This window comes from Allobosea sp. 67-29 (assembly GCF_001898115.1).
In the GTDB taxonomy this organism is placed as follows: Bacteria; Pseudomonadota; Alphaproteobacteria; order Rhizobiales; family Beijerinckiaceae; genus Allobosea.
The window spans coordinates 571183-596982 of sequence record NZ_MKSQ01000008.1; the positions used below are offsets into that span (position 1 = coordinate 571183).

A 25800-nucleotide genomic window follows, 5' to 3' on the forward strand; every position below is an offset into this window, starting at 1 on the left:
CGTCAGCCGCCATCCTTCTTGGTCTGCTCGGCAGGCGTGTTCTGGTCTCCGGCATTGGCGGAGGGCGGCTCGTCCAGCCCGCGCTCGATCTTGCGCAGGATGTTCGGCAGGTCCTCGGGCTCCGGCTTGAGGTCGCGAGCGTGGTTCCACTGGAACTTCGCCTCGAGCTTGCGGCCCGTCTTCCAGTAGACGTCGCCGAGATGGTCGTTGATCACCGGGTCGGAGGGGCGCAGTTCCGCCGCCCGCTCGATCTCGCGCGAGGCGTCTTCATAGCGGCCGAGGCGGTAATAGGCCCAGCCCAGCGAATCGATGATGTAGCCGTCGCGCGGCCTGAGCTCGACCGCCCGGCGCAGCATGTCCAGCCCCTCGTCGAGCTTCATGTGCTTGTCGACCAGCGAGTAGCCGAGATAGTTCAGCACCAGCGCACGCTCGCGGCCGAGGGGGTCGGGCAGGAGTTCGAGCGCCTTGCGCAGATCGGCCTCGGCCTCGGGCCAGCGGTTGATCCGCTCGCGCGCGATGCCGCGGAAATAGAACAGGTCCCAGTTGGCCCGGCCCGGCGAGGCGAGCTTCTCGATCGCCTTGTCGTAGGTGTCGGCGGCCTCCTGGAACTGCTTGCGGGAGCGATAGATATTGCCGAGCGCGGCGAGCGCGTCGACATCGTCCGGTCGCTCGGCGATGACCTTGTCGAGGTGCTTCACGGCCTCGTCGTGCTTGCCGAGGTTCTCGAGAGCAAGCCCGGCCTGGATCTCGGCATTGGGACGCAGCGGCGAGGTGGCCGGCATCTTCTCGTAGACTGCGACCGCGTCCTCGGGCTGGCGCGAACGCTCCAGGATGTCGCCCAGCGTCAGGACGGCAAGGTCGTGGCTCGGGTCGAGATAGATCGCCATGCGCAGGTAGAGCAGCGCTGCCGCCTCGTCGCCCTGACGATTGCCGGCGCTGGCGAGCCCGTAGAGGACTTCGGCCGCACCCTGCTGGGGCGTCGCGATCTGGCGCGGCGGCGCCTCCTTCTTCGCGACCAAAGCCATGCCCTCCCGGATGATCGGATGGTTCGGCAGCAAACGGTCGAATTCGGCATAGGTCGCGGCGGCGCCGTCGAAATCGCCGCTGCGGGCCTGGAAGCGGGCCCAGAGGTCGACGAGGCGCAGCGTCGTCTTCTCGGCATCGTAGGCGCTCTTCAGGCGCTTTTCGGCGTCGCTGCGCCGGCCGGCCGCGTCGAGGATGAGACCGGCGTGATAGTCCCGGAACAGATTATAGGAAGGTTCGCCCTTGAGGCGCTCGAGCGTGTCGATGGCGCGGCGGGTGTTGTGGGAACCGAGATACGACCAGGCCGAAAGCAGCGTCGCGGTGATGTCGGCCGCACGCCCCCGCCCGCCGCGCTGCAGGTGGTTGCGCGCGGTCTGGTAGCTCTTCTGCTTGATGGCGCGCACGCCGATGACGAGCTGCGCGAGACCATTGCCGGGATCGATGCGGATCAGCCGGTCGGCGGCGCGGAAGGCATCGGGCATCGAACCATCGGCCAGGAAGGCGACGAAGGCGCGCTCCAGCAGATCGTTGTTCTGCGGATCTTCCTTGATCGCCTCGCGCAGATAGACCGATGCCGCGCCGAGATCGCGCGAGGCGCCGGCGACGATGGCGGCGAGATAGTTGCCCTCGAGCGTATCGGCGGGCTCGAGCGATTCGGCGGCGCGCGGTGTCGCACCTTGCGCGGCGGCGGCCACCGGCAGCGCCAGAACCAGAGACAATGCGGCAGCCGTACCGGAGGCACGCACCTTCTTCATAAATGTCACGACTGCCATTCTCCCTCGGCCCGACGCCTCACTGTTCCGGGGCGCCCTTCCAGCGGACCGTGATCGCTCGCGTAGGCGGTCAAGATGGCCGTTTCCGGGCGAACCGGCAAGCCGCAGCTTTTCCCGACCACGCCCTCAGGCGCAAACTGCGCAATGCCTTGTTTTCTCGCATGTTCCTGCCACGCGGCGAGCCTGCACAGCCCGAAATGGCGGCAGTTTCCTCGCAGATGCGACAATTTCGTAGCGGCGGCGCAACAGTCGTCCAAAACCGCACGACGGAGAGGAACATGCAACTGAAACCGGTCACCCTCCGCTCAGCGGCAAGTCTATATTCTTGCTGCCCGTAGATCATGCGGGCGTTCTATTGAGGGCTTTCAAATGAAAAAGATCGTCCTGAGCATTGCAGCAGTGGCGCTTCTTGCCGGATTCGTGGCCGGCTGCGCCAAGGAAGAGCCGAAGCCGACGGCTCCGATCGTCCGCAAGGGCTGATCATCGCGACGAAACGACAATGGGCGCTCCGGCTGGCGCGCCCATTGTGCTGACGAGGCTCCGCCGCAGCCGGCGGCCACACCGATCACATATTCGCGTAGCCGGGGCCGCCGCCGCCTTCCGGCACCGTCCAGGTGATGTTCTGGGCTGGATCCTTGATGTCGCAGGTCTTGCAGTGGACGCAGTTCTGCGCGTTGATCACGAAGCGCGGATTGGTCTTCGCCTCCGCATTCTCGTAGACGACCTCGTAGACGCCGGCCGGGCAGTAGAGCCGCGCCGGCTCGCCATAGAGCGGGAGGTTCTTGGCGATCGGGATCGTCGGGTCGGCCAGCTTCAGATGCGCCGGCTGGTCTTCCTCGTGATTGGTCGAGGAGAGGAACACCGATGAAAGCTTGTCGAAGGAGATCTTGCCGTCCGGCTTGGGATAGCTGATCGGCGTGACCTCGGCGAGCGGCTTCAGCGTCGCGTAGTCCGGCTTGCCGTGCTTCAGCGTGCCGAAGGGCGACCAGCCGAAGAGCTGGTTCAGCCACATGTCGATGCCGCCGAGCCCGATGCCGACGAGGGTGCCGAACTTCGACCAGAGCGGCTTGACGTTGCGGACCGGTTTCAGATCCTTGCCGATGGCGCTGTCGCGCCAGCTCGTCTCGATTTCGACGACCTCGTCATGGCTTCGGCCCGCCTGCAGCGCCGGCACCAGCTTGTCGGCGGCGAGCATGCCGGAGAGGATGGCGTTGTGGCTGCCCTTGATGCGCGGCACGTTGACGAAGCCGGCCGCGCAGCCGATCAGCGCTCCGCCCGGGAAGGTCAGCTTCGGCACCGACTGGAAGCCGCCCTCGGTGATGGCGCGCGAGCCATAGGCGATGCGCTTTCCGCCCTCGAAGGTGTCGCGGATCAGCGGATGGGTCTTAAAGCGCTGGAACTCGTCGAAGGGCGAAAGCGTCGGGTTCTGGTAGTTCAGATGCACGACGAAGCCGACCGAGACCAGATTGTCGTCGAAATGATAGAGGAAGGAGCCGCCGCCGGTGGTGTTGTCGAGCGGCCAGCCGAAGGAGTGCTGGACGCGGCCCTTGTGGAACTTCTCCGGCTTGACCTGCCAGAGTTCCTTCAGGCCGATGCCGTATTTCTGCGGCTCGCGGCCTTCGTCGAGGCCGAACTTCCGGATCGCGATCTTCGAGAGTGAGCCGCGCGCGCCCTCGCCCAGCAGGGTATAGCGCCCGCGCAGTTCCATGCCGCGGGTGAAGCGGTCGGAAACGGTGCCGTCCTTGGCGATGCCCATGTCGCCGGTGGCGATGCCGGCGACCGAGCCATCCTCGTTGTAGAGTAGTTCGGCGGCGGCGAATCCCGGATAGATCTCGACGCCCAGCGCCTCGGCCCGCGCCGCCAGAAACTTCGCCACCAGCCCGAGCGAGCCGACGAAATTGCCGTGATTGTTCATCAGCGACGGCATGCCGAAATTCGGTAGGCGGATGCCGTTCGGCTCGGTCAGGAAATAGAAGACGTCCTCCTTGACCTCGGTGGTCAGGGGCCGCTCGGGATCGTCGCGCCAGTCCGGCACCAGCCGGTCGAGGCCGATCGGGTCGATGACCGCGCCGGAGAGGATGTGGGCGCCGACCTCCGCACCCTTCTCGACCACGACGACGGATATCGTCTCGTCGAGCTGCTTCAGACGGATGGCGGCGGCGAGCCCTGCCGGGCCGGCACCGACGATGACGACATCGTAGTCCATGCTCTCGCGCGGTTCGCTCTGCGCTTCCTTCAGATCCATCCCGTCCTCCGCATGCGAAAACGCATCACTCAATTAGTTTATATATAAACCATCTTGCCCGCCCGCTCAACGCCGGGCGCTATCCAGTCTGGAAAACCTCTATCCAAGCCTATGGGCCGCTTTGCAACCGCGAAGGCTCGCGAACCGGCTTTGCAGCGTATAGGATGCCGCGATGAGCCTGTCCGACGCAGCCCCTCCAGACGAGCCGAGCCCCTATGAGCTCCTGAGCTGGTACGCCGAGATGGGCGTGACGGAAGCGCTGGACGACGAGCCGCACGATCAATTTGCCGAACCCGCATCACCGCCGGCCCAGCGCACGCCGCTCTCCCCTGTCCGGACGCCGGGGAGCCCGGTGCGGCTGGCCGCGAGCCGCCCGATCGCGGCCGCCGCCACTGCCCCCGACGACGCCGCGCTGACCGCGCGCGCCCTGGCGCGCGAGGCGCGCACGCTCGACGAGCTCAGGGAGGCGCTGGCCAGGTTCGAGGGCTGCGCGCTCAAGGCCACTGCCAAGAACCTCGTCTTTTCCGACGGCAATCCGGCCGGGCGGGTGATGATGGTCGGCGAGGCGCCCGGCGCCGACGAGGATCGCATCGGCCTGCCCTTCGTCGGCCGCTCGGGCCAGTTGCTCGACCGAATGCTGGCGGCAATCGGGCTCAGCCGGAAGGACGATGTCTACATCGCCAACCTGCTGCCCTGGCGCCCGCCTGGCAATCGGACTCCGACGCCGCAGGAAGTGGCGATCTGCCTGCCCTTCATCCAGCGCCAGATAGAACTTGCGGACCCGGACATCCTGGTCTGCGTCGGCGCCCCGTCGGCCCAGGGCCTGCTCGGCTTCAAGGGCATCATGGCCTCGCGCGGCAAATGGGTGGAATACGACACGGGCGCCCGGCGCATCCGCGCGATCGCGACGCTGCACCCGGCCTATCTGCTGCGCCGGCCGCTCGACAAGCGCCTGAGCTGGCGCGACCTGCGCGCCTTGAAGGCCGCGCTCGACACCGAAGGACAATAGCACGGGGAACCGGGAGCGACCTGCCCGCGCGGCGCCGGGGCTCGAGCGGTGGCGCCGCAGCAGCGGATACGGAACCGGCGCAGTCAGCCCGCGTTCAGCCGTCGCCGGTGAGGATGCCGGAATTCGTCGCCTCTTGAGTTCGTCGTCTCTCTTGGCGAAATTGCGAAGAGTTTCGTCGGGGGCCCTGACATGCAGTGGGAAGACTATCGCCAGTCCGACAATGTCGAGGACCGGCGCGGAAGCGGCGGCGGCGGCGGCTTCGCGGGCATGCCCGGCGGCCGCGGCGGCATCGGCATCGGCACCATGGTGGTGCTCGGCCTGCTCGGCTGGGCGCTCGGCATCGATCCGCGGATCCTGATCGGCGGCGCCGAGATGATCGGCGGCATCGGCGGGCGCGAGCAGACGCCGCAGACGCGCCAGTCGTCGGGTCCGCCGCAGGACCAGATGGGACGCTTCGTCTCGGCCGTGCTGGCGCAGAACGAGGACGTCTGGACCAAGGTGCTGCCGCAGCAGGCCAACACCCGCTACCAGGCGCCTCAGCTCGTGCTCTATTCGGGGATCAACCGCTCCGGCTGCGGCGTGGCGCAGGCGGCGATGGGGCCGTTCTACTGCCCGAACGACCGCAAGGTCTATCTCGACACCTCCTTCTTCCAGGAGATGCAGCGCAAGCTCGGCGGTGGCGGCGACTTCGCCTATGCCTATGTCATCGCCCATGAGGTCGGCCATCACATCCAGAACCTGATCGGCATCCTGCCGCGCGCCAATCAGTTGCGGGAACGCTCCTCCGAGCGCGATTCGAACGCGATCTCGGTGCGGATCGAGCTGCAGGCCGATTGCTTCGCCGGCGTCTGGGCGCACAACATCGAGGCGATGGGCCGTCTCGACCAGGGCGATATCGAGGAGGCGATCCGGACCGCCTCGGCCATCGGAGACGACAAGCTGCAGAAGGCTGCGCAAGGCGTCGTCGTGCCGGACTCCTTCACCCATGGCTCGTCGGCGCAACGGACCAAGTGGTTCAACACCGGCTTCCAGTCGGGCTCCATGCAGAGCTGCGATACGTTCCGCAATCAGGTCTGACGGCGCGCCTCATCGGCGCGACCCGACGATTTTTTTTGCGACGCGTTGAACCGCCCCGCCTGCGGCCGCGACGAATGAGGGCACTTCTCCTGTTTCGAGCCCCTTCTCGCCCCGCCAGCCCTGCTGGCGGGGCGCTTCTTTTCCGGGCTGCCGAGCGTCTTCCGGCAGAGCCAGCACCGACCCGTCACGGCGACGCCGCGACGGGCAGACATGCGGGCCTGCGCTAACCGTCGGCGCGCTCTCGGCCGACGGGCAAGCGTTGCGGCGACGCCGCGAGTCGGCCCAGGATCGCAGCACCCTTCGGCACGACAAGGCCAGGCCTCAGCGCGCGGGGCTCGCAGATGATGGCGGCGCGTTCCCGCAGCGAACGGCCAAGGCCCCGCAGAGGCAGCAATGCGGGAATGCCGGGCGCGGTCAGCAGATGACGCTCGACCGCCTCGACCCAATGGAGCTGCGGCACATCGCCGGAATCGAGCAGCAGCAGCCTGTCGCCGCGCGCCGCCGCAGCACCGCCCTGCCAGGCTTCCGCCGCGCCGGCGCGCAGGTAGCTTGCCCCCGTCGCATCGGCGATGCGCTCCAGATCGTTCTCGCCCCGGGTGTCAACAACGACCGCATGCCCGAGGAAGCCGTCCGCCACCGCGGGAATCAGCACGGAGAAGGTGGCGGCCAAAGCGTGCGCCGAGCCGGGCGCGCGGATCACGGCAGTGAGCATACGCAATGTCTATGGCGCAGCGCAGCATGCCGCAATCCTGCCACTTGCCTTTTGTTCTCCTTATGTTCACATTCCAGCAAGAGACGGGCGCCGATTCCCGGCGTCCGACGGGATCGAACAGCCATGCGCCAGGCCAGACCGACCTCCCGGCCGATGCCGACGGCCCAGCCGCTCCGGCGCCAGGACAGCGAGTCGATGTCGATCTCGGCGCGCGTGGCACCGGCCGATCCGCTCGCCCATGCCGGACACCGCATCGATCCCGAGCGGCGGCGGGGCCGGGGCGCCACGATCAATCCCGGCGGCCGCTACGAGGCCGAGCAACGCGTCGCCGAGGATGACGGCTGGGGCTCGCTCGGCGAGTTGCCGCCTTTCCGGACCGAGGTCGCCTATGAGAAGGCGCGCAGCATCATCACGCGCAACGACTCGCCGGACATCTCCTTCGACCGCTCGATCAATCCCTATCGCGGCTGCGAGCATGGCTGTGTCTACTGCTTCGCGCGGCCGACCCACGCCTATCTCGGGCTCTCGCCGGGGCTCGACTTCGAAAGCAAGCTGACGGCCAAGCCCGATGCGGCCGCTCTGCTGGAGAAGGAGCTGTCCTCGCCGTCCTACCAGCCGCGCACCATCGCGATCGGCACCAATACTGATCCCTACCAGCCGATCGAGAAGAAGCTCAGGATCATGCGGCAGGTGCTGGAGGTGCTGGCGAAGTTCAACCATCCGGTCGGCATCGTCACCAAATCGGCGCTGGTTCAGCGCGACATCGACATCCTCGCGCCGATGGCGGCGAAAGGACTGGTCAAGGTCGCGCTCTCGGTGACGACGCTCGACCCGAAGGTCGCGCGCGGCATGGAGCCGCGCGCCGCCTCGCCGCCGAAACGGCTGGAGACGATCCGGAAGCTGTCGGAAGCCGGCATCCCGGTGACGGTCCTGGTGGCGCCGATCATCCCGGCGATCAACGAGCATGAGATCGAACGCATCCTGGATGCGGCCAAGGCGGCCGGCGCGCGCGAAGCCGGCTATGTGCTGCTCAGGCTGCCGCTCGAAGTGCGCGACATCGTGCAGGAATGGCTGCTGACGCATCACCCCGACAAGCTGCGGCATGTGATGTCGCTGATCCGCTCCACCCGCGGCGGCAAGGACTACGATTCGCAATGGGGCCAGCGCATGGTGGGCTCGGGGCCCTATGCCTGGATGGTCGGCCGGCGCTTCGAGATGGCGGCCGAGCGCATCGGCTTCGATACGGCGCGCCGGCGGCTGCGCACCGACCTGTTCGTCAAGCTGGAGAAGGAGAAAGCGCAGCTCAGCCTGTTTTGAGTCGGCAGTCGTCGCGGGCAGATTGCGCGCTGGCGAAGGCAGCGCGGGAACCCCTCTCCTATCGGGAGACAGGCTTCACGCAGCGCCATCTCCGTTTTCGTTCTATGCCGGAGCACTCGCCGGCCCTCTGGCACCGGCAGCCTATCCGTTGCATAACCCCGCCATGCCCGCCGATTTCAGCCGCGAGACGCTCGCCATCACCGAAGGCCGCTGGCCGCTCGCCGGCGTCGACGAAGTCGGGCGCGGGCCGCTGGCCGGCCCAGTCGTCGTCGCCGCGGTGATTCTCGATCCCGCACGCGTGCCGGACGGGCTCGACGATTCGAAGAAGCTGGCGGCGCCGATCCGCGAGGAGCTGTTCGGCGAGATCATGGAGCGGGCGCTCGCCGTCTCCGTCGCCAGTGCCACCGCGATCGAGATCGACAGCGTCAATATCCGGCAGGCGACACTGCTGGCGATGCGCCGCGCCGTCGCCGGCCTGCCGCTCGCGCCGCTGCATGTTCTGGTCGACGGCAACGATCCGCCGTCGCTGGCTTGCGGCTGCGAGGCGATCATCGAGGGCGACGGCGCGATAGCCTCGATCGCCGCCGCCTCGATCGTCGCCAAGGTGACGCGGGACCGGATGATGGCGCGGCTCTGCCGACACTACCCGGCCTATGGTTTCTCCGACCATGCCGGCTATGCGACGCCGCGCCACCGCCGCGCCATCGCGGACCACGGCCCCTGCCCCGAGCACCGCTATTCCTTCGCACCGGTGAAGGGCGTCTGGTTCCGGTAGGACGCGGCCCGGGCTGCCCCAAGGGCACGTTCGCCGGTTAACGCCCGTTTACGAATTTCCTTTTTCTGCCAAAGGGCTAGGCAAAAACTGCAGCCCCAGAATGGCACGCATTTTTTTCAAACCGGAAACCCCGCCTTTACCCTGACTCGCCAGTATCGCGCTCGTTGAAGTTGCGTAACGGTCTTGGCGTCATGGGTATCTCGCGTACCGGGACCGCCAGCGCTCCCGTCCGGATTCAGGTTTCGCGTACCGGACGGCCCGCGCTGGGGGCTCGGATGAAGGCCAAGGGCCTTCCCGAACAGAACGGCGTTCCTCAGGAGCTGCCGCTCGATCAGATTATCGTCGGCGACTGCGTCGCGGCGATGAACGCGCTGCCGTCGGCGAGCGTCGATCTGATCTTTGCCGATCCTCCCTACAATCTCCAGCTCGGCGGCGACCTGCGCCGGCCCGACGACAGCCTCGTCGACGCGGTCGACGACGACTGGGACAAGTTCGCCTCCTTCGCCGAATACGACGCCTTCACGCGGGCCTGGCTCGCCGCCGCGCGCCGGGTGCTGAAGCCGGACGGCGCGCTGTGGGTGATCGGCAGCTACCACAACATCTTCCGCGTCGGCGCGATCCTGCAGGATCTCGGCTACTGGATGCTGAACGACATCGTCTGGCGCAAGGCCAATCCGATGCCGAACTTCCGCGGGCGGCGCTTCACCAACGCGCATGAGACGCTGATCTGGGCGGCGCGCGGCGAAAGCTCGAAATACACCTTCCATTACGAGGCGCTGAAGGGCGGCAACGACGACCTGCAGATGCGCTCCGACTGGTATCTGCCGCTCTGCACCGGCGATGAGCGCCTGAAGGACGCCGCAGGGGCCAAGGTCCATCCGACGCAGAAGCCGGAAGCGCTCTTGGCACGCGTGCTGCTCTCGGCCTCGAACCCCGGCGACGTGATCCTCGATCCGTTCTTCGGCACCGGCACGACCGGCGCAGTCGCCAAGGCGCTCGGCCGCCGTTTCATCGGCCTGGAGCGCGAAGAGGTCTATGCCAAGGCGGCGCGCGAGCGCATCGCCGCGGTGCAGCCGCTGGCGCCGGAAGCCTTCGCGGCAGCGCCTTCGAAACGCTCCGAGCCGCGCATCCCCTTCCTGAGCATCGTCGAGGCTGGGCTGGTGAAGGCCGGCGAGACGGTGATCGACGAGAAGCGCCGCCACAAGGCGGTGGTGCGCGCCGACGGCACCCTGATGCTGGGCCCGGCGATCGGCTCGATCCACAAGGTCGGCGCGCTGGCGCAGGGCCTGCCCGCCTGCAACGGCTGGACTTTCTGGCATGTCGAGCGCGCGGACAAGCTCGTCTCGATCGACGTTTTCCGCAGCGCCGCCCGCAGCGAGCTCGCCAAGGCGGGCTGAGCGCTTGTCGGTTTCCGTTGGCAGGCGAGGCTTCAGCTCGCCTTTCGGCCGGCAAGCCCGGCGCGTTCCACCACCTTGAGCATCAGGCTGGGCAGGGGCTCGCCGGCGAGCGCCGCCAGGGGCGTGAAACGCATACCGGCAGGCGGCGCGGTCCGTGGCAGCACCTCGGCCGTAAACACGGTCAGCTCCAGCGGAAAATGGGTGAAGACGTGGCGCACCGGCTCCGCGAGCCTGTGCCAGCGCAGCGGCAGCGGCGCATCCTGCGCCGCGCCGTCGAGCTCGTAATCGGCCCGCCATTCGCTGGTCGGCACCTCCGCCATGCCGCCGAGCAGGCCCTTCGCCGGGCGCGTGCGCAGCAGGATCGCGCGGTCGGCGCGGATCAGCACGAAGGCTGCGCCGTAGCGCGTGATTCCGGCCTTCTTCGGCGCCTTGCGCGGAAAGCTCTCCTGCGTGCCCTCGATCCGTGCCCGGCAGGGCTCGCGCCATGGGCAGAGCCCGCAGGCCGGATTGCGCGGGGTGCAGATGGTGGCGCCGAGATCCATCAGGCCCTGAGCGAAATCGCCAGGCCGGTCATGCGGCAGCAGCGCCAGCACCTTGTCCCGGACCTGCGGCCGCGCACCGGGCAAGGCGTCCTCGATGGCGAAAAGCCGGGTCATCACACGCTCGACATTGCCGTCCACCGCGGCCGCCGGCCGGTCGAAGGCTATCGCTGCGACGGCGCCGGCCGTATAGGCGCCGATGCCGGGCAAGGCGCGCAGGGCTTCTTCGGTATCGGGGAAGCGGCCGGCATGCTCCGCCACCACCGCCTGCGCGCAGGCATGGAGGTTGCGGGCGCGGGAGTAATAGCCGAGTCCGGCCCAGGCCTGCATGACCTCCTCGGACGGGGCTTCGGCCAGCGCCCGCACGGTCGGGAAGCGGGCCATGAAGCGCTCGTAATAGGGCTTCACCGCCGCGACCGTGGTCTGCTGCAGCATGATCTCGGATGCCCAGACGCGGTAGGGATCGGGGCGCTCGCCCGCTCCCGCCCGCCACGGCAAGGCGCGGCGATGCCGGTCGTACCAGGCGAGGAGGTCGGCGGCGCGTGGAGCCGGAACGGGAGCGTCCATGCCGCCGATGTAGCGCGACGGAGCGTGGCTGCGAAAGGCCCGGACGGCAATCGATCCCGCCAGGCACGCCTTTCGATGGACAGCGCCCGCGGTCGGCTTCACTGATGGGCCATGCTCGCGCTCGACCACCTCAGCGTCATCGCCCCCACCCTGGCGGAGGGGGTCGACCATGTCCGGGCCTGCCTCGACCTCGACGTCCCGTTCGGGCAGCGGCACGGCTATATGGGCACTTACAACCACCTGCTCCAGCTCGGAGGCACGGTCTATCTGGAGATCGTCGCCCTCGACCCGGACGGCCGCAGCCCCGGCCGGGCACGCTGGTTCGGCCTCGACGACCAGCGCCAGGTCAGGCGCGACTGGGATGCCGGCCGACGGCTCCGCGGCTGGGTCGCCAGAACCGACGACATCGACGGCGTGATCGAGAGCCGCGAAACGATTTTCGGACGGAAGGTGGTCCTGCCGATGGAGGCGCCGAGCTTCGACTTTGCCATTCCCGATGACGGCTCGCTACCGCTCGACGGCGCCGCCCCGTCGATCATCGACCGGCGCGGCAAGCCGCGCGCGATGGCCTCGATCCCGGATATGGGCGCGCGGCTGTGCGATTTTTCTCTGGAGCATCCCGAGCCCGAGAGGATCGCGGCGCTGTTGCGGGAGCTCGCCGTCGACCGGCCACCAGCTGTCACACGAGGCGGCGAGCTGCGCTATCTGGCTCGAATCGCGACGCCGGAGCGCGGGATCAGGGAACTCTTCTAGAATTTCTCGCAAGGGATTCCGCGACGTCGGCTCGAGCATTCGACCGGCGGAGCAAGCGCTCAAGCTGAACGACGGCGCCTTCAATCGCCGCACAGGCCGCTTGTGGACAACCAGATCTCGCGAACGAGCAGCCCTGCTCAGCGTGGCTGGCCCGCCATTGTCTCGAGGGCATCAAGCCCTGCGCCGCGGACGGTTCGGTAGTCATGCGTTCCGTCGACGACGACAAGTCTTGCATCTTTGCCCGCGGCCTTGAGCGCGTCGACATAGCGCTCAGCAATCGGTGGCGCCGTATTGTCGTCGTCTCGACCGGTAACGGCGACCACCTTTGCCGTCTTCGCCACGCCCGCGACGGCATCGAGGGGCGAGAGGCTGTGCCTCCAATTCGGCTTCCAGCTCCGAATGTCGCACGGGCAGGAGGTCAGCACCGAACCGTGCAGCAGGCCCGGGCGCCGGCCCATGACATTGGCGAGGATGGCCGATCCCCCCGAGTGCCCGAACCCCAGCACCGTCGTCGCACGGAAGCGCTCCTTCAGCTGCGCGATGGCGTCCGCGACGGTCGCGACGACCTCGCTGGTATAGCAATCGCGGCGTCCGCAATCCGTCCCCGCGCTCCTGCGATTGTCGCGATCGAAATACCCCGGCCTGAGCAGCACCACCGCATCGGCGCCAGGCACGTCTTTCACGAACCTCTGCGCCGAGCTGAGCATGTAGTCGCCATTGCGGCCGTTCGATACGTCGCCGTGCAGGAAGACCGCCATGACGCCTTTCGCACGCCCTTCCGACGCGTAGTGCTTGAAGACGAGACCCTCGACGCAATCGTCGGCGCCGGCACATGCGAGGGCCGGAGCCGCAAGGAGCGCGAGCAGAACGGCCAGCGCCAGGCCAAAGAGAGACGACCTCGCCATCGGTGATTTCCCTCGCAGCAATCCCTTGGCAGGCCATCGGCCCGACCTGGCCTTCCGACGGTCGGAGCCGGTCGAACCCTATCGAGAGCCTCTGCGTCTGAAAAGGCGTCGGAGCGGCAACGGCCTCCCCGCCGCCGCGCTTGCCACGCCGCCGTCGCCTCGCGCACAATAGGCCATGTCCGCCAAGCCACTCGCAGAGCTGATCGAGGATTGTATCGCCCCCGTGCTCGCGGCACAGGGTTTTGCGACGCGGGCCATCGTGACGCTGTGGCCGGAGATCGTCGGCGAGAGGCTGGGCCAGCGCTCCCGCCCGCTCAAGATCGAGTGGCCCAAGCGGCGCCCGGCGCCCGGCGAGGTGGCGGAGCCGGCGACGATGGTGGTCCGGGTCGAAGGCGCCTTCGCGCTGGAGATGCAGCAGCTCGGCCCGCTCGTGGTCGAGCGCGTCAACACCCATCTCGGCTGGCGGGCCGTCGGCAAGCTGGTGCTGAAGCAGGGGCCCGTTGCGCCTCCCCCCGCCGCAGCAGGACCGGCGCCGGCGCTCGACCCGGCGGCGCAGGCACGGATCGACGGCCAGGTCTCGGCGATCGCGGACGAGGGATTGCGGCAGGCGCTGGCCCGGCTCGGCCGCGCGGTGGCGCAGCAGGGGCGTCGTCAGAGCGGCGAAGGCCGCGATTGACACGGCTTCGTGAGCAAACGCCGCAGGCGCCGATGCGCTCTTGCCACAATGCGCCGGCCTCTATAGCTCCCGCTTGCGACCTTTGACCTTCGAGGACCCATCACGATGACGAACAGGCGACAGCTCCTGACCGGCGCAGCCGGGATCGCCGCCGCCGCGCTGATCGGCACATCCGCCGCCCGCGCCCAGACCAAGCTTCCCGACGCGGGCCCGCTCGGCGATGTCTGGCTCGGCCCCGCCGACGCCAAGGTGACCGTGATCGAATACGCCTCGATGACCTGCTCTCACTGCGCCCATTTCCATGAGACGACCTGGCCGGAGCTGAAGAAGAAGTACATCGACACCGGCAAGATCCGCTTCACGCTGCGCGAATTCCCGCTCGACCCCCTGGCGATGGCCGGCTTCATGCTCGCGCGCTGCAACGGCAACGACAAATACTACCCGATGACCGACCTGCTGTTCGCGCAGCAGAAGAACTGGGCCTTCGTCGACAAGCCGGTCGATGCGCTTTCCACGCTGGTGAAGCAGGCCGGTTTCACCCAGGAATCCTTCGAGGCCTGCTTGAAAAGGCAGGACATCTATGACGCCATTACCCAGGTGAAGGACGGCGGCGCCAAGGCCGGCGTCGACGCGACGCCGACCTTCTTCGTCAACGGCCAGAAAGTCTCCGGTGCAGTCTCGATCGCCGAGTTCGACAAGGTGCTGGAGCCGCTGCTCGCCAAGTGAGCGGGGCGCGTCGACGCGCCCTCGCCAGGACCGATCGTTCCCAGCCCCCGCCCCGCGCGGCGCCGCTATGCGGCCGCGCAGGGCGGGGGCTGACGCGTTTCAAGCCCGCGGCGCGCCTCCATGCAGCTGACGCGGCTCAAGCTCACCGGCTTCAAGACCTTCGTCGAGCCGACGGAATTCCCGATCGAGCCGGGGTTGACCGGCATCGTCGGGCCGAATGGCTGCGGCAAGTCCAACCTGGTCGAGGCGCTGCGCTGGGTGATGGGCGAGAGTTCGTTCAAGAACATGCGCGGCTCGGGCATGGACGACGTCATCTTCGGCGGCTCGAACGAGCGCCCGGCCCGCAACATGGCCGAGGTCGCGCTGACTCTCGACAACAGCGATCGCAAGGCGCCCGCCGCTTTCAACGAGGCGGAGACACTCGAGATCACGCGCCGGATCGAACGCGAAGAGGGCTCGACCTACCGCGTCAACGGCAAGGAGGTGCGAGCCAGGGACGTGCAGCTCCTCTTCGCCGATGCGGCGACCGGAGCACGTTCGCCGGCACTCGTCCGGCAGGGGCAGATCAGCGAGATCATCTCGGCCAAGCCGCAGTCGCGCCGGCGTATCCTGGAGGACGCCGCCGGCATCGCCGGGCTGCACAGCCGCCGCCACGAGGCCGAGCTCCGGCTGAGGGGCGCCGAGGAGAACCTGACCCGGCTCGAGGATGTACTCGGCGAGATCGATGGGCAGATCGAGGCGCTGCAGCGACAGGCCCGGCAGGCCGGGCGCTATCGCAGCCTCGCCGCCGATATCCGCCGCGCCGAGGCGATGCTGGCGCTGATCGCGCTCCATGAAGCGCGGGCCCATCAGGCCCAGGCCGAGCATGTGCTGGAAGAGACGGAGCGCGCGGTCGCCGATCAGACCGGCATCCAGGCGGAGGCCGCGAAGCGTCAGGCGATTGCCGCGCATGAGCTGCCGGCGCTGCGCGAGAGCGAAGCTGCGGCGGCTGCCGCGCTGGTGCGGCTGAAGCGCGGCCTCGACGAGATCGAAGCCGAGAACCGCCGTGCCAGGCAGCGGGCCGAGGAACTCGGCAGGCGCCTTGCCGAACTGCAGATCGATCTGACCCGGCAGGAAAGCATCGGCCGCGACGCGGGCGAGAGCCTCGCGCGCCTCGCCGAGGAGGACGCCGTGCTCGCCCGCGAGAGCGCGGGCAGCGGCGGCAGCACCGAGGCGGCTTCGGCAGTCCTGGACCAGGCCGAGCAGGCGCTCGCCGCCGCCGAGGCCGAGCAGACAGCCGCGCAGGCCGCCCTCTCCGACCTTGCCGCGCGGCGCGGTGCGCTGGAACGGACCCTGCGCGAGACACGCGAGCGCGAGGGACGTGCCGGCGCCGAGCGCGACAAGCTCCAGCGCGACCAGGCCGCGATCGAAGCCGCCAGCACCGGCGCGCCGCTGGACGGGTTGCGCCAGGCTCTCGCCGTCGCGCAAGCCGCCATGCAGGCGGCCGATACGCAGGCAGCGGTGGCGCGTGCAGGGCTCGCGGGCGCCCGGGAGAGCGAGGCCCGGATGCGCGGGCCGCTCGCCGAGGCCGATCGCAAGGCGCAGCGGCTCGAGACCGAGGTCGGCACGCTGCGCAAGCTGCTGGCGCCGGCGGCGGGGGACCGCTGGCCGGCGATCGTCGAGGCGGTCCGGGTCGCCAAGGGATTCGAGATCGCGCTGGGTGCGGCGCTCGGCGACGATCTCGATGCATCGGCCGATACGGCCGCACCGGCTCATTGGCGCGAGACCGGCGTCGGGGACCGCGATCCCGCCCTGCCGGCCGGCGCCGAGTCGCTCGCCCTGCATGTGAAAGGCCCGCCCGCGCTGGCGCGCCGCCTTGCGCAGATCGGCGTCGTCGCGCGCGCCGAGGGCGAGAACCTGTACGCCCGGCTCGCGCCGGGGCAGATCCTGGTCTCGCGAGAGGGCGACATCTGGCGCTGGGACGGCTTCACCAGCGCCGCCGAGGCCCCCTCGCCCGCTGCACGGCGGCTCGCCGAAAAGAACCGGCTCGACGACCTCCAGCGCGAGGCGCTCGCCGCCCGCGAGGTGGCCGAGGCGATGCGCAAGACATTGGAGGCCGCGACCGCGGAGACGCGTGACGCGGCGACGGCCGAGACCGCGGCGATCGAGGCGGCGCGGCAGGCCCGCCGGCAATTCGACCTGAGCCGCGACCAGCTTGCCGCGGCCGAGCGCAAGGCGGCCGAAACGGCTGCCCGCCTCTCCGGCTTGACGGAGGCAATCGGCCGGCTCGGCCAGAGCGTGACCGAGGCCCGCGCGCAGGCCGCGGAACAGGAGAAGGCCCTGGCAGACCTGCCCGTTTCGGCGGAGCTTGAAACGGCGCTGCTGAAGGCGCGGGCCACTCTGGGAGAGCGGCGCGCCGCGGCATCGGACGCCCGTGCCCGGCTCCAGACCCTGGCGCGGGAGTCCGAGCTGCGCCTGCGCCGGCGCGCCGCCATCGCCGAGGAAACACAGGCCTGGCGCAAGCGTGCGGATGCCAGCAGCCAGGGCGCCGAGGAGAGCCGGCAGCGAATCGCCGCCACCACCGCCGAGCGACAAGCGCTGCTGGAGGCGCCCGATATCTTCCTGAGCGAACGCAGGCGGATGGTCGCCGAGATCGAGCAGGCCGAGGCGGCAAGGCGCGAGGCGGCCGACAGGCTGGCTTCCGGCGAGTCCACTCTGGCGGATGCCGACCGGCAGGCGCGCATCGCGCTGGAAGGGCTGGCCGGCGCGCGCGAGCGGCGGGCTTCCGCCGAGGCGCGCCGCGATGCCGCGCGCCAGCGTGTCGCCGACATCGCGCGCCAGATCGAGGAGGGGCTCGAAACCGGGCTCGACGGGCTGCAGGCCATTGCCGGGCACAAGGCGGGAGACCCGCTGCCGGATGCGGACGCCGTCGAACGGCGCCTCGCCAACCTCAAGGGCGAGCGCGAGCGGCTCGGCGCCGTCAACCTGCGCGCCGAGGAGGAACTGACCGAGGTCAGGAGCAAGCGCGAGGGGCTGTCATCCGAGCGCGACGACCTGACGGAGGCGATCCGACGGCTCCGGCAGGCGATCGGCGCGCTCAACCGCGAGGGGCGCGAACGGCTGATCGCCGCCTTCGAGATCGTCAACGGCCATTTCCAGCAGCTTTTCGGCATCCTGTTCGGCGGGGGCGAGGCCGAGCTCCGGCTGGTGGATTCGGAGGATCCGCTGGAGGCGGGCCTCGAGATCTTCGCCCGCCCGCCCGGCAAGAAGCCGCAGGTGATGACGCTGCTTTCCGGCGGCGAGCAGGCGCTGACCGCGACGGCGCTGATCTTCGCGGTCTTCCTGACCAACCCCTCGCCGATCTGCGTGCTCGACGAGGTCGACGCCCCGCTCGACGACGCGAATGTCGAGCGTTACTGCGACCTGCTGGTCGAGATGGCGCGCAACACCCAGACGCGCTTCATCCTGATCACCCACAATCCGATCACCATGGCGCGGATGGAGCGCCTGTTCGGCGTCACGATGGCCGAGCGCGGCGTCAGCCAGATGGTCTCGGTCGACCTGGCCACCGCCGAGCGCATCCGCGAGGCGGGATAGCCGGCGCGACCGGCCTCTGCGGCCGTCCCGGGGCGGCGCGGCGCAGCGACGGAAACGGGCCACGCGCCGCTGAAAAAATGCCACATTCGCTGCCGCAATGCGGCAAGAATGTCGCAGTTTGCCAGAAATTATAGACATTCCAATGCGTTAGACATTATCCACCTGCCTTGACAGCGCCGGGGGCTGCCAATAAAGGAGGCCGTGCTGACGACGGCTCGATGCGCGGGTTTGGACGAGGTTATAGTGGTTTTTCGCCGGATCGCGGCGCTTTCGCGATCAAGACGGAGCCAGAACCATGTCTGAACCCGACCCCAACGCCTCAGACTCGGAGTTGCGCGCAAGACTGGGCTCGCTGAAGTCCGCAATCAAGCGGGCGGAGGAGAGCGAAAAGCCGGGCGCGGGTCCGGCTGGAGAGGACAAGGCCCTCGCGGGCGCGATGTCCTCAGGCTTTCGCGCCGCGACGGATCTTGCAGGCGGCGTCATCGCGGGTGCCCTGATCGGGTATCTCGGCGACCGATGGCTTGGAACGTCCCCGTTCCTGCTGATCACCTTCATGGTGATCGGAACCATCGCGGGCTTCAGATCCGTCTATCGGCTCGGCTCGCGCCCGACCTCCGGGTCGAAGGGCGATCCGAAGAGAGATTGACCGTAGGGGCGGCCTCGAGGCCGCGCGACGAGGGACGAGACCATGGCGGCTGGCGGCGGAATCGATCCGATCCACCAATTCCACATCAATCCGATCGTGGAACTGAAGCCTTTCGGCCTCAACCTGTCCTTCACCAACACCTCGCTGTGGATGGTGATCGTGGTCGCCGTCGTCTCGGCGATCATGGTCTATGGCTCGAGCCAGCGCGCGGTCGTCCCCGGCCGGCTGCAGTCGCTCGCCGAGATGGTCTACGAGTTCGTCGCATCGACACTGACCGGCGTGATGAACAAGGAAGGCATGAAGTTCTTCCCCTTCGTGTTCTCGCTGTTCATGTTCGTGCTGGCCTCGAACCTGCTCGGCCTCCTGCCCGGCTCCTTCACCGTCACCAGCCAGATCATCGTCACCGCGGCTCTCGCGGTCCTGGTGATGAGCGTCGTGCTGATCTACGGCATCGCCAAGCACGGCAGCCATTTCTTCGGCCTGTTCGTGCCGTCGGGCGTGCCGGGCTGGCTCCTGCCCTTCGTGGTGCTGATCGAGATCGTCTCCTTCGTCTCGCGCCCGGTCTCGCTGTCCCTTCGTCTCTTCGGCAACATGCTCGCCGGCCATATCGCGCTCAAGGTCTTCGGCGGCTTCGTCGTCGTGCTGCTGGGCTCGGGCGCCGTGCTGAACTATGCGATCGCGCCGCTGCCGCTGCTGCTGGCGGTCGCGCTGACGGCGCTCGAGGTCCTCGTTGCCGTCCTGCAGGCCTATGTCTTCGCGATCCTGACCTGCGTCTATCTCAACGACGCGCTGCACCCCGGCCACTGAGGCCGGTCCAGCGCCCGGACGAGTTCAACCCGCCCTTTAGCCTTCCCACTGGAGAAACATCATGGATCCTGTTGCAGCCAAGTTCATCGGCGCCGGCCTCGCCTCGCTCGGCATGGGCCTCGCCGCCATCGGCGTCGGCACCATCTTCGGCAACTTCCTCTCGGGCGCCCTGCGCAACCCGTCGGCCGCCGACGGCCAGTTCCCGCGCGCCTTCATCGGCGCGGCGCTCGCCGAAGGTCTGGGCATCTTCGCGTTCGTCGTGGCGCTCGTGCTGCTCTTCGTGGTCTGACGCTTCCGTCGACCGCTTTTTCGTCGCGCGTTCGGGCCACTCGGCCAGGCGCGCGACGGTTCCTTTTCTTTGCGCTGAAAGGCACGCTATGCCGGTTCGATCTTCAGGGTTCGTGCGACAAGGATGGCCGCTGGCTGTCGCCTCGTTCGCCACTCTGGCGGCGGGAGCGGCGCGGGCTGCCGAGCAGACCCACGGCGAAAGCGGCGAGGGAGCCTCCTTCCCGCCTTTCGACCCGTCGCATTTCGCCAGCAACCTGTTCTGGCTCGCGATCACCTTCGCGGTGCTCTACTGGCTGATGTCGAGGATCGCGCTGCCGCGCATCGGCGAGATCCTGGAAGAGCGCGCCGGCACGATCGGCCGAGACCTCGACCAGGCGGCCGAGATGCAGGCCAAGGCCGAGGAGATGGCGCAGGCCTATGAGAAGGCCCTCGCCGAAGCCCGCAAGAACGCCCAGGGCATCGCCCAGACGGCGCGCGAGACGGGCGCCAAGGCGAGCGACGCGCAGCGCCATGCGACCGAGGCCGAACTCGCCGCCAAGCTCGCCCAGGCCGAAGCGACCATCGCCAAGACCAAGACCGAGGCGATGAGCAACGTCCGCGGTCTCGGCAGCGACATCGCCGTCGCGATCGTCACCAAGCTGACCGGCCAGGCTCCCAGCGCCGCCGAGGCGACGGAAGCGGTCGACCAGGCCCTGGCCCGCGGCTGAGGAGAGTTCTGATGGATACTTTCTGGGTTGGCGTCGCGCTCGTCATCTTCCTCGCCATTCTCGTCAAGTTCGGCGTGCCGGGCATGATCGTGAAGGGGCTCGACGCACGCGGCGAGCGGGTTGCTCAGGAGCTGGCGGAGGCTCGCCGCCTGCGCCAGGAGGCCGAGAAGCTGCTGGCCGAGTACGACTCGAAGCGCAAGGCCGCCGAGGCCGAGGCCGCGGAGATCGTCTCGTCCGCCAATGACGAGGCCAAGCGCCTCGCGGCAGAGGCCGAGGCCAAGCTCGCCGACTTCGTCGCCCGCCGTACCAAGGCGGCCGAGGAGAAGATCGCCCAGGCCGAGAGCCAGGCGGAGGCCGAGGTTCGTGCCGCGGCGGCCGAGGCTGCCAGCAAGGCAGCCGAGAGCATCCTGCGCGGCCAGATGGCCGGCAAGGCGGGCGACGCCGCCTTCGCCGCCGGGCTGGGCGAGGTCAAGGCCAAGCTCAACTGAGCCCGGCCTGATCGCTCGACCATTCGACGCCGCGCTCAACCGAGCGCGGCGTTTTTCTTTGCCCGGCTTCCGCCGGAATCGCGATGTGGGATGCGGCGCCAGCCGTCGGCATCCCGTTCCGGAACCGGAGAACTGATGCGATGATCGGCCCCCTGCTCCGCCGCTTACGGGTCGTACCCGCCCTTCTCCTGTTCATGTCGGGCGCGGCTCACGCCTTCGACAAGGTGAGCTTGCCGTCGCGAGACTCCCCGGATCTCGTCGGTTGGCTGGCGCGCCCGCCGGGGGCCGGCCCCTTTCCAGCCGTCATCGGCCTGCATGGCTGCGCCGGGCTCTATACGCGCTCGGGCGAGATCGGCGCGCGCGAGGCCGATTGGTCGCGGCGCCTCGTTCAAGCCGGCCATGCCGTGCTGCTGGTCGACAGCTTCGGTCCACGCGGCATCAAGGCGCTTTGCAACGTACGCGACCGCGCGCTGACGCCGGCCGGCCGCGCCCGCGACGCCTTCGCGGCGGTCGATTGGCTCAGCAGGCAGGATTTCGCCATGGCCGACCGGATCAGCCTGATCGGTTGGTCCAATGGCGGCTCGACGGCGCTCCGCGTAGCCGGAGACCGCGAAGCCGGGCGCCTGCGCCATATCATCGCCTTCTATCCCGGCTGCCGCGTCCTGCTGAAGCGAGACTGGCGCGCGCAGACCGACACGGCAATCTTCCAGGGGCTGGCCGATGACTGGACGCCGGCTGCTCCTTGCGAAGAACTCGCGCAGCGTGGCGGGCTGCGCTTCGTTGGCTTTCCCGGCGCCTATCACGATTTCGACCATCCGGACTTGCCGCTGCGCCAGCGGCGTGCCTCCTATTCGCAGCGGCCAGACGGCAGGGTCACCATCGGCACGAACGCGAAGGCGCGCAGCGAAGCGATCTCCGCCGTAATGGCGATCCTGAAGACGCCCTGACCGGGTCAGTTGCTCGCGGTCGCCGCCGGCACCGGCGGATTCCCCGCCGCCGTCATCGGGACGGTGGCCGGCCGCGGCCGCGGCATGGCGAGCGCCTTCGGCTTCGGCTTGCGCGGCTGGATCGTCGAGGTGACGATGCCCTGCGGCGTGTCGAGCCCGTAGATGTCGTCGCGGAACTGGACCTGGCCGTCGCCGCCCTGCCAGCCGGTGAGATAGACCCAGGCCACCGGCACCGACTTCTTGAGGGGGATGTTCTTGCGCTCGCCCTTGGCGATCTCGTCCTCGATCGCCGCCCGGGTCCATTCCGTGCCCTCGAGCAGCCAGGCGGCGAGGTCGCGCACACCTTCGATGCGGGCGCAGCCGGAGGAGTTGAAGCGCACATCGTTGCGGAACAGCGTCTTCTTCGGCGTGTCGTGCATATAGACGGCTTCGCCGTTGGGCATGTCGATCTTGAGCTGGCCCAGCGAATTGGTCGGGCCGGGCTCCTGCCGGACGTAGAAATAGGGGTTGGTCAGAGTCGCCCAGTTGACACTGGCCGGGTCGATCTCCTTGTTCTCCGCGCCGAGCAGCTTCATGTTCGACTTGGCGATGAAGGACGGGTCCTTGCGCATATGCGGGATGACGTCGGCCTTCACGATCGACATCGGCACCGTCCAGTAGGGATTGAGGTTGACCGACGTGATGTTGGCCTGGATCACCGGCGAGGGTCGGTCGGGACGGCCGACGATGGCGAGATGGCGCTCGCGCACCTGCCCGTCCTCGACAGCCTCGACGCTGGCGCCGGGAATGTTCACCACGACATAGCGATGGGCGAAATTGAAGCCGTTGCCCTTCAGCCGCTCCAGCGTCGCCGTGAGCTGGTTGAGGCGCGTCTCGACCGGCGTGTTCATGGCCTTGAGCGTCAGGCGGCCGACCGTGCCGAGGTCGGACAGGCCATGACGGCGCTGGAAATGCTTCACCGCCTCGACGACGGCGGCGTCGTAGACGTCGCCCGGCAGCGCATCGGCCGGCAGATCGCCGCTGGCGGCGAGGCGCCGCTTCAGCGCAACGACGTCGGGTCCTTGCGAATCCGGTTTCAGGTTGCGGACGGCAGCCGGGACCTGCGGCCAGCCGCCCCGGCTGGCAATCTCCTCATGCGCCACGAGCGCCTGAAGCGTGCGGTCATAGGTGTTGGGGCCGTAGTTCGGCTCCTCGGCGCGCGCACCGAACGCTGTGGCGGCGAGGAAGCCGGCAGCCGCCGTGGCGAAGATGCAGTTACGCGCGAACATGAAGCAACCCCCGAGCCGCAAGGAGCGGCACGGGAGCGATCATTGATCCACATGGTCAAGGAAAGCTTAAGAGCGGCGCGAAGCCCTTCACCATGCTGACGGCCCTCGTCAGGACCGGGGCCGGGCGTCCTATTCCGCGGCTTCCTTGGCCGGGGCCGGCCTTTCCCATTTCAGGACCGGCGAACGGGCGGCGCGGGTTTCGTCGAGGCGGCGGATCGGGGCGTGATGCGGGGCGCCGGTGAAGCGCTCCTTGTCGTTGCCCTTGGCCGCGATGGCGAGGTCGCGCAGCGTCGCGATGAAGAGATCGAGTGCCGCCTTCGATTCCGACTCGGTCGGCTCGATCAGCATGGCACCATGGACGACGAGCGGGAAATAGACCGTCATCGGATGGTAGCCCTCGTCGATCATCGCCTTGGCGAAATCGAGCGTCGAGACGCCCGAGCCCTTCAGCCATTCGTCGTCGAACAGCACCTCGTGCATCGACGGATGGTCCGGGAAGGGCAGCGACATCAGGTCGGCGAGGCCGGCACGGATGTAGTTCGCGTTCAGCACCGCATCCTCGGACGCCTGGCGCATGCCGTCCGAGCCGTGGCTCAGCATGTAGGCGAGCGCGCGGACATACATGCCCATCTGGCCGTGGAAGGCGGTCATGCGGCCGAAGGGCTGGTTGCCCACTGGGGCTTCATCGCGCGACTCGATCAGATGCGGCTTGCCGTTCTCGACATGGATGAAGGGCACCGGCGCGAAGGGCGCCAGACGCTCCGAGAGCACGACCGGGCCGGCACCGGGACCGCCGCCGCCATGGGGCGTCGAGAAGGTCTTGTGCAGGTTGATGTGCATGGCGTCGACACCGAGATCGCCCGGACGCGCCTTGCCGACGATCGCGTTGAAGTTGGCGCCGTCGCAGTAGAAATAGGCGCCAGCCTCATGCATCGCCGCGGCGATCTCGACGATTTCAGGCTCGAAGATGCCGCAGGTGTTGGGGTTGGTCAGCATGATCGCGGCGATATCCGGCCCGAGCAGGGCCTTGACGTCCTCGACCGCGACGGTGCCGTCCGGGCGGGCGGGAACCGAGCGCACCGAGAAGCCGATCAGGGCCGCCGTCGCCGGGTTGGTGCCGTGGGCCGATTCGGGGACGAGCACGACATTGCGGGTCGCGCCCTCGCCCTTTGCCGCGATAGCCGCCTTGATCGCCATCATACCGCAGGCCTCGCCATGGGCGCCGGCCTTGGGCGAGAGGGCCACCGCCGGCATGCCGGTCAGCGTCATCAGGTAGCGGGAAAGCTCCAGCATCAGGTCGAGCGCGCCGGGCACGGTCGAGGTCGGCTGCAGCGGGTGCACGTCGGAGAAGCCCGGAAGCCGCGCCATCTTCTCGTTGAGGCGGGCATTGTGCTTCATCGTGCAGGAGCCGAGCGGGAAGAGGCCGGTATCGATGCCGTAGTTCTTCTGGCTGAGGCGCACATAGTGGCGCATCGTCTCGGGCTCGGAGAGGCCGGGCAGGCCGATCTCGCCCTGGCGGGCATGCTTGCCGAGGCGCGACTTGAACGGGGCGGGCTTGTCGATATCGACGCCGGTCGCCTCGTGATGGCCGATCTCGAAGATCAGCGGCTCGATCTGCTGGAGAGCCTTGTTGCCGGTGAAGGTGAGGTGCTCTTCATGCGAGGCCTCGCCGGCATGGGTGGGACGTCCCTGACGGTTCAGCATCACAGCACCTCCACGAGCGCCGCCACGAGGGCCGCCCGGTCTTCATCGGTATTCACCTCGGTCGAGGCGATGATCAGCAGGTCGTCCAGCCCGGCCTTGGGCAAGAGGCGGGAGACGGGGACGCCGGCCAGGATGCCCCTGGCGGCGAGCACCTCGACGACCTCGGCCGCGGGCTTCTTCAGCTTCACGGTGAACTCGTTGAAGAAGCTGTCGTTCAGTACGGTCACGCCTTCGACGCCCGCGAGCGCGTCGGCGAGCTTCACGGCATTGGCGTGGTTCACTTCGGCGAGACGGGCGAGGCCGGCCTGGCCCAGCAGCGTCATATGGATGGTGAAGGCCAGCACGCAGAGGCCGGAATTGGTGCAGATGTTCGAGGTCGCCTTGTCCCTGCGGATATGCTGCTCGCGGGTCGAGAGCGTCAGCACGAAGCCGCGCTGGCCGGTCGAATCGACAGTCTCGCCGCAGAGCCGGCCCGGCATCTGGCGGATATATTTCGACTTGGCGGCGAAGAGGCCGACATAGGGGCCGCCAAAATTCAGGGCGTTGCCGATCGACTGGCCCTCGCCGACGACGATATCGGCATCCTGCGCGCCCGGAGGCACGACGGCCCCGAGCGAGACGACCTCGGTGAAGACCGCGATCAGGAGAGCGCCATGGGCATGGGCCTTCTCCGCGATCGGCTTCAGGTCGCGCAGGTTGCCGAAGACGTCCGGCGACTGGACGACGACGCAGGAGGTGCTGTCGTCGATCCGGGAGAGGATGTCCTCTTGGGCCGAGACGTCGGGCTTCAGCGCCACGACCTCGTCACTGGCCATCTCGGAAAGCGTCTCGACGACCGCGGTGTAATGCGGATGCAGGCCGCCGGAGAGCACCGC

23 protein-coding genes are annotated in these 25800 nt (G+C 68.4%); 15 read left to right on the forward strand and 8 right to left on the reverse strand.

What is annotated here, in order from left to right:
* Positions 1 to 2: 2 nt before the first annotated feature.
* Positions 3 to 1778, reverse strand: coding sequence for a tetratricopeptide repeat protein (locus tag BGO20_RS09330; protein ID WP_291661739.1), 1776 nt, complete (start codon positions 1776 to 1778; stop codon positions 3 to 5).
* 583 nt (positions 1779 to 2361) lie between these two features.
* Positions 2362 to 4041, reverse strand: a complete 1680-nt coding sequence (locus BGO20_RS09335; RefSeq protein ID WP_291661647.1) for an electron transfer flavoprotein-ubiquinone oxidoreductase — start codon at positions 4039 to 4041, stop codon at positions 2362 to 2364.
* A 172-nt stretch (positions 4042 to 4213) separates the two neighbouring features.
* Here BGO20_RS09335 and BGO20_RS09340 point away from each other — a divergent pair, with 172 nt between their 5' ends.
* Both BGO20_RS09340 and ypfJ read left to right on the forward strand, forming a co-directional pair.
* Complete coding sequence (locus BGO20_RS09340; RefSeq protein ID WP_291661648.1) at positions 4214 to 5050, forward strand: uracil-DNA glycosylase; 837 nt, start codon at positions 4214 to 4216, stop codon at positions 5048 to 5050.
* Positions 5051 to 5239: 189 nt separating this feature from the next.
* Positions 5240 to 6127 (forward strand): KPN_02809 family neutral zinc metallopeptidase, encoded by an 888-nt coding sequence (gene ypfJ, locus BGO20_RS09345; protein ID WP_291661649.1) that lies wholly within the window; start codon positions 5240 to 5242, stop codon positions 6125 to 6127.
* 223 nt (positions 6128 to 6350) lie between these two features.
* Here the strand turns inward: ypfJ and BGO20_RS09350 are convergent, their stop codons facing one another.
* Positions 6351 to 6827, reverse strand: coding sequence for a glycosyltransferase family A protein (locus tag BGO20_RS09350; protein WP_291661651.1), 477 nt, complete (start codon positions 6825 to 6827; stop codon positions 6351 to 6353).
* A gap of 207 nt (positions 6828 to 7034) precedes the next feature.
* Between BGO20_RS09350 and BGO20_RS09355 the strand changes: the two genes are divergently transcribed.
* The 3 genes from BGO20_RS09355 (at position 7035) to BGO20_RS09365 (ending at position 10328) form a co-directional block, all read left to right on the forward strand.
* Positions 7035 to 8156: a PA0069 family radical SAM protein gene (locus tag BGO20_RS09355; protein WP_291661741.1), complete on the forward strand. Its 1122-nt coding sequence runs from the start codon at positions 7035 to 7037 to the stop codon at positions 8154 to 8156.
* 163 nt (positions 8157 to 8319) lie between these two features.
* A complete protein-coding gene (locus tag BGO20_RS09360) occupies positions 8320 to 8931 on the forward strand; it encodes a ribonuclease HII (RefSeq protein WP_291661652.1) in 612 nt (203 codons plus the stop codon).
* Positions 8932 to 9122: 191 nt separating this feature from the next.
* Positions 9123 to 10328 carry a DNA methyltransferase gene (locus tag BGO20_RS09365; RefSeq protein WP_465246014.1) on the forward strand — a complete coding sequence of 402 codons (1206 nt, stop codon included), beginning with the start codon at positions 9123 to 9125 and terminating at the stop codon, positions 10326 to 10328.
* A 32-nt stretch (positions 10329 to 10360) separates the two neighbouring features.
* Here BGO20_RS09365 and mutY read toward each other — a convergent pair whose 3' ends face one another.
* Entirely contained in the window at positions 10361 to 11434 is a 1074-nt protein-coding gene (gene mutY / locus BGO20_RS09370; protein WP_291661655.1) for an A/G-specific adenine glycosylase, read from the reverse strand.
* Positions 11435 to 11545: 111 nt separating this feature from the next.
* On the opposite strand from mutY, the gene BGO20_RS09375 reads away from it, so the two are divergent.
* Positions 11546 to 12187: a VOC family protein gene (locus BGO20_RS09375; protein WP_291661657.1), complete on the forward strand. Its 642-nt coding sequence runs from the start codon at positions 11546 to 11548 to the stop codon at positions 12185 to 12187.
* A gap of 137 nt (positions 12188 to 12324) precedes the next feature.
* Here BGO20_RS09375 and BGO20_RS09380 read toward each other — a convergent pair whose 3' ends face one another.
* Complete coding sequence (locus BGO20_RS09380; protein WP_291661658.1) at positions 12325 to 12945, reverse strand: alpha/beta hydrolase family protein; 621 nt, start codon at positions 12943 to 12945, stop codon at positions 12325 to 12327.
* Between the two features lie 322 nt (positions 12946 to 13267).
* Between BGO20_RS09380 and BGO20_RS09385 the strand changes: the two genes are divergently transcribed.
* From BGO20_RS09385 to BGO20_RS09425, 9 genes are all read left to right on the forward strand, one after another.
* On the forward strand, positions 13268 to 13768 hold the full coding sequence (locus BGO20_RS09385; protein ID WP_291661659.1) for a DUF721 domain-containing protein: 501 nt from the start codon (positions 13268 to 13270) through the stop codon (positions 13766 to 13768).
* Positions 13769 to 13873: 105 nt separating this feature from the next.
* Positions 13874 to 14494 carry a DsbA family protein gene (locus tag BGO20_RS09390; RefSeq protein ID WP_291661660.1) on the forward strand — a complete coding sequence of 207 codons (621 nt, stop codon included), beginning with the start codon at positions 13874 to 13876 and terminating at the stop codon, positions 14492 to 14494.
* 120 nt (positions 14495 to 14614) lie between these two features.
* A complete protein-coding gene (smc, locus tag BGO20_RS09395) occupies positions 14615 to 18070 on the forward strand; it encodes a chromosome segregation protein SMC (protein ID WP_291661662.1) in 3456 nt (1151 codons plus the stop codon).
* A 295-nt stretch (positions 18071 to 18365) separates the two neighbouring features.
* Positions 18366 to 18716, forward strand: a complete 351-nt coding sequence (locus BGO20_RS09400; RefSeq protein ID WP_291661664.1) for an AtpZ/AtpI family protein — start codon at positions 18366 to 18368, stop codon at positions 18714 to 18716.
* A gap of 42 nt (positions 18717 to 18758) precedes the next feature.
* Positions 18759 to 19523, forward strand: a complete 765-nt coding sequence (locus tag BGO20_RS09405) for a F0F1 ATP synthase subunit A (RefSeq protein WP_291661665.1) — start codon at positions 18759 to 18761, stop codon at positions 19521 to 19523.
* 61 nt (positions 19524 to 19584) lie between these two features.
* On the forward strand, positions 19585 to 19812 hold the full coding sequence (locus tag BGO20_RS09410) for a F0F1 ATP synthase subunit C (protein ID WP_038360954.1): 228 nt from the start codon (positions 19585 to 19587) through the stop codon (positions 19810 to 19812).
* Between the two features lie 112 nt (positions 19813 to 19924).
* Entirely contained in the window at positions 19925 to 20518 is a 594-nt protein-coding gene (locus BGO20_RS09415) for a F0F1 ATP synthase subunit B family protein (RefSeq protein ID WP_291661667.1), read from the forward strand.
* Between the two features lie 11 nt (positions 20519 to 20529).
* Complete coding sequence (locus BGO20_RS09420) at positions 20530 to 21006, forward strand: F0F1 ATP synthase subunit B family protein (RefSeq protein WP_291661668.1); 477 nt, start codon at positions 20530 to 20532, stop codon at positions 21004 to 21006.
* A 140-nt stretch (positions 21007 to 21146) separates the two neighbouring features.
* A complete protein-coding gene (locus tag BGO20_RS09425; protein WP_291661670.1) occupies positions 21147 to 21953 on the forward strand; it encodes a dienelactone hydrolase family protein in 807 nt (268 codons plus the stop codon).
* A gap of 5 nt (positions 21954 to 21958) precedes the next feature.
* Here BGO20_RS09425 and BGO20_RS09430 read toward each other — a convergent pair whose 3' ends face one another.
* The 3 genes from BGO20_RS09430 to BGO20_RS09440 form a co-directional block, all read right to left on the reverse strand.
* Positions 21959 to 23221 carry a L,D-transpeptidase family protein gene (locus BGO20_RS09430; RefSeq protein ID WP_291661672.1) on the reverse strand — a complete coding sequence of 421 codons (1263 nt, stop codon included), beginning with the start codon at positions 23219 to 23221 and terminating at the stop codon, positions 21959 to 21961.
* A gap of 129 nt (positions 23222 to 23350) precedes the next feature.
* Positions 23351 to 24925 carry an aminomethyl-transferring glycine dehydrogenase subunit GcvPB gene (gene gcvPB / locus BGO20_RS09435; RefSeq protein WP_291661673.1) on the reverse strand — a complete coding sequence of 525 codons (1575 nt, stop codon included), beginning with the start codon at positions 24923 to 24925 and terminating at the stop codon, positions 23351 to 23353.
* Positions 24925 to 25800, reverse strand: an 876-nt coding sequence (locus BGO20_RS09440; protein ID WP_299857454.1) for a PLP-dependent aminotransferase family protein, incomplete at its 5' end; no start/stop codon positions are given. The genes gcvPB and BGO20_RS09440, both read right to left, overlap by 1 nt.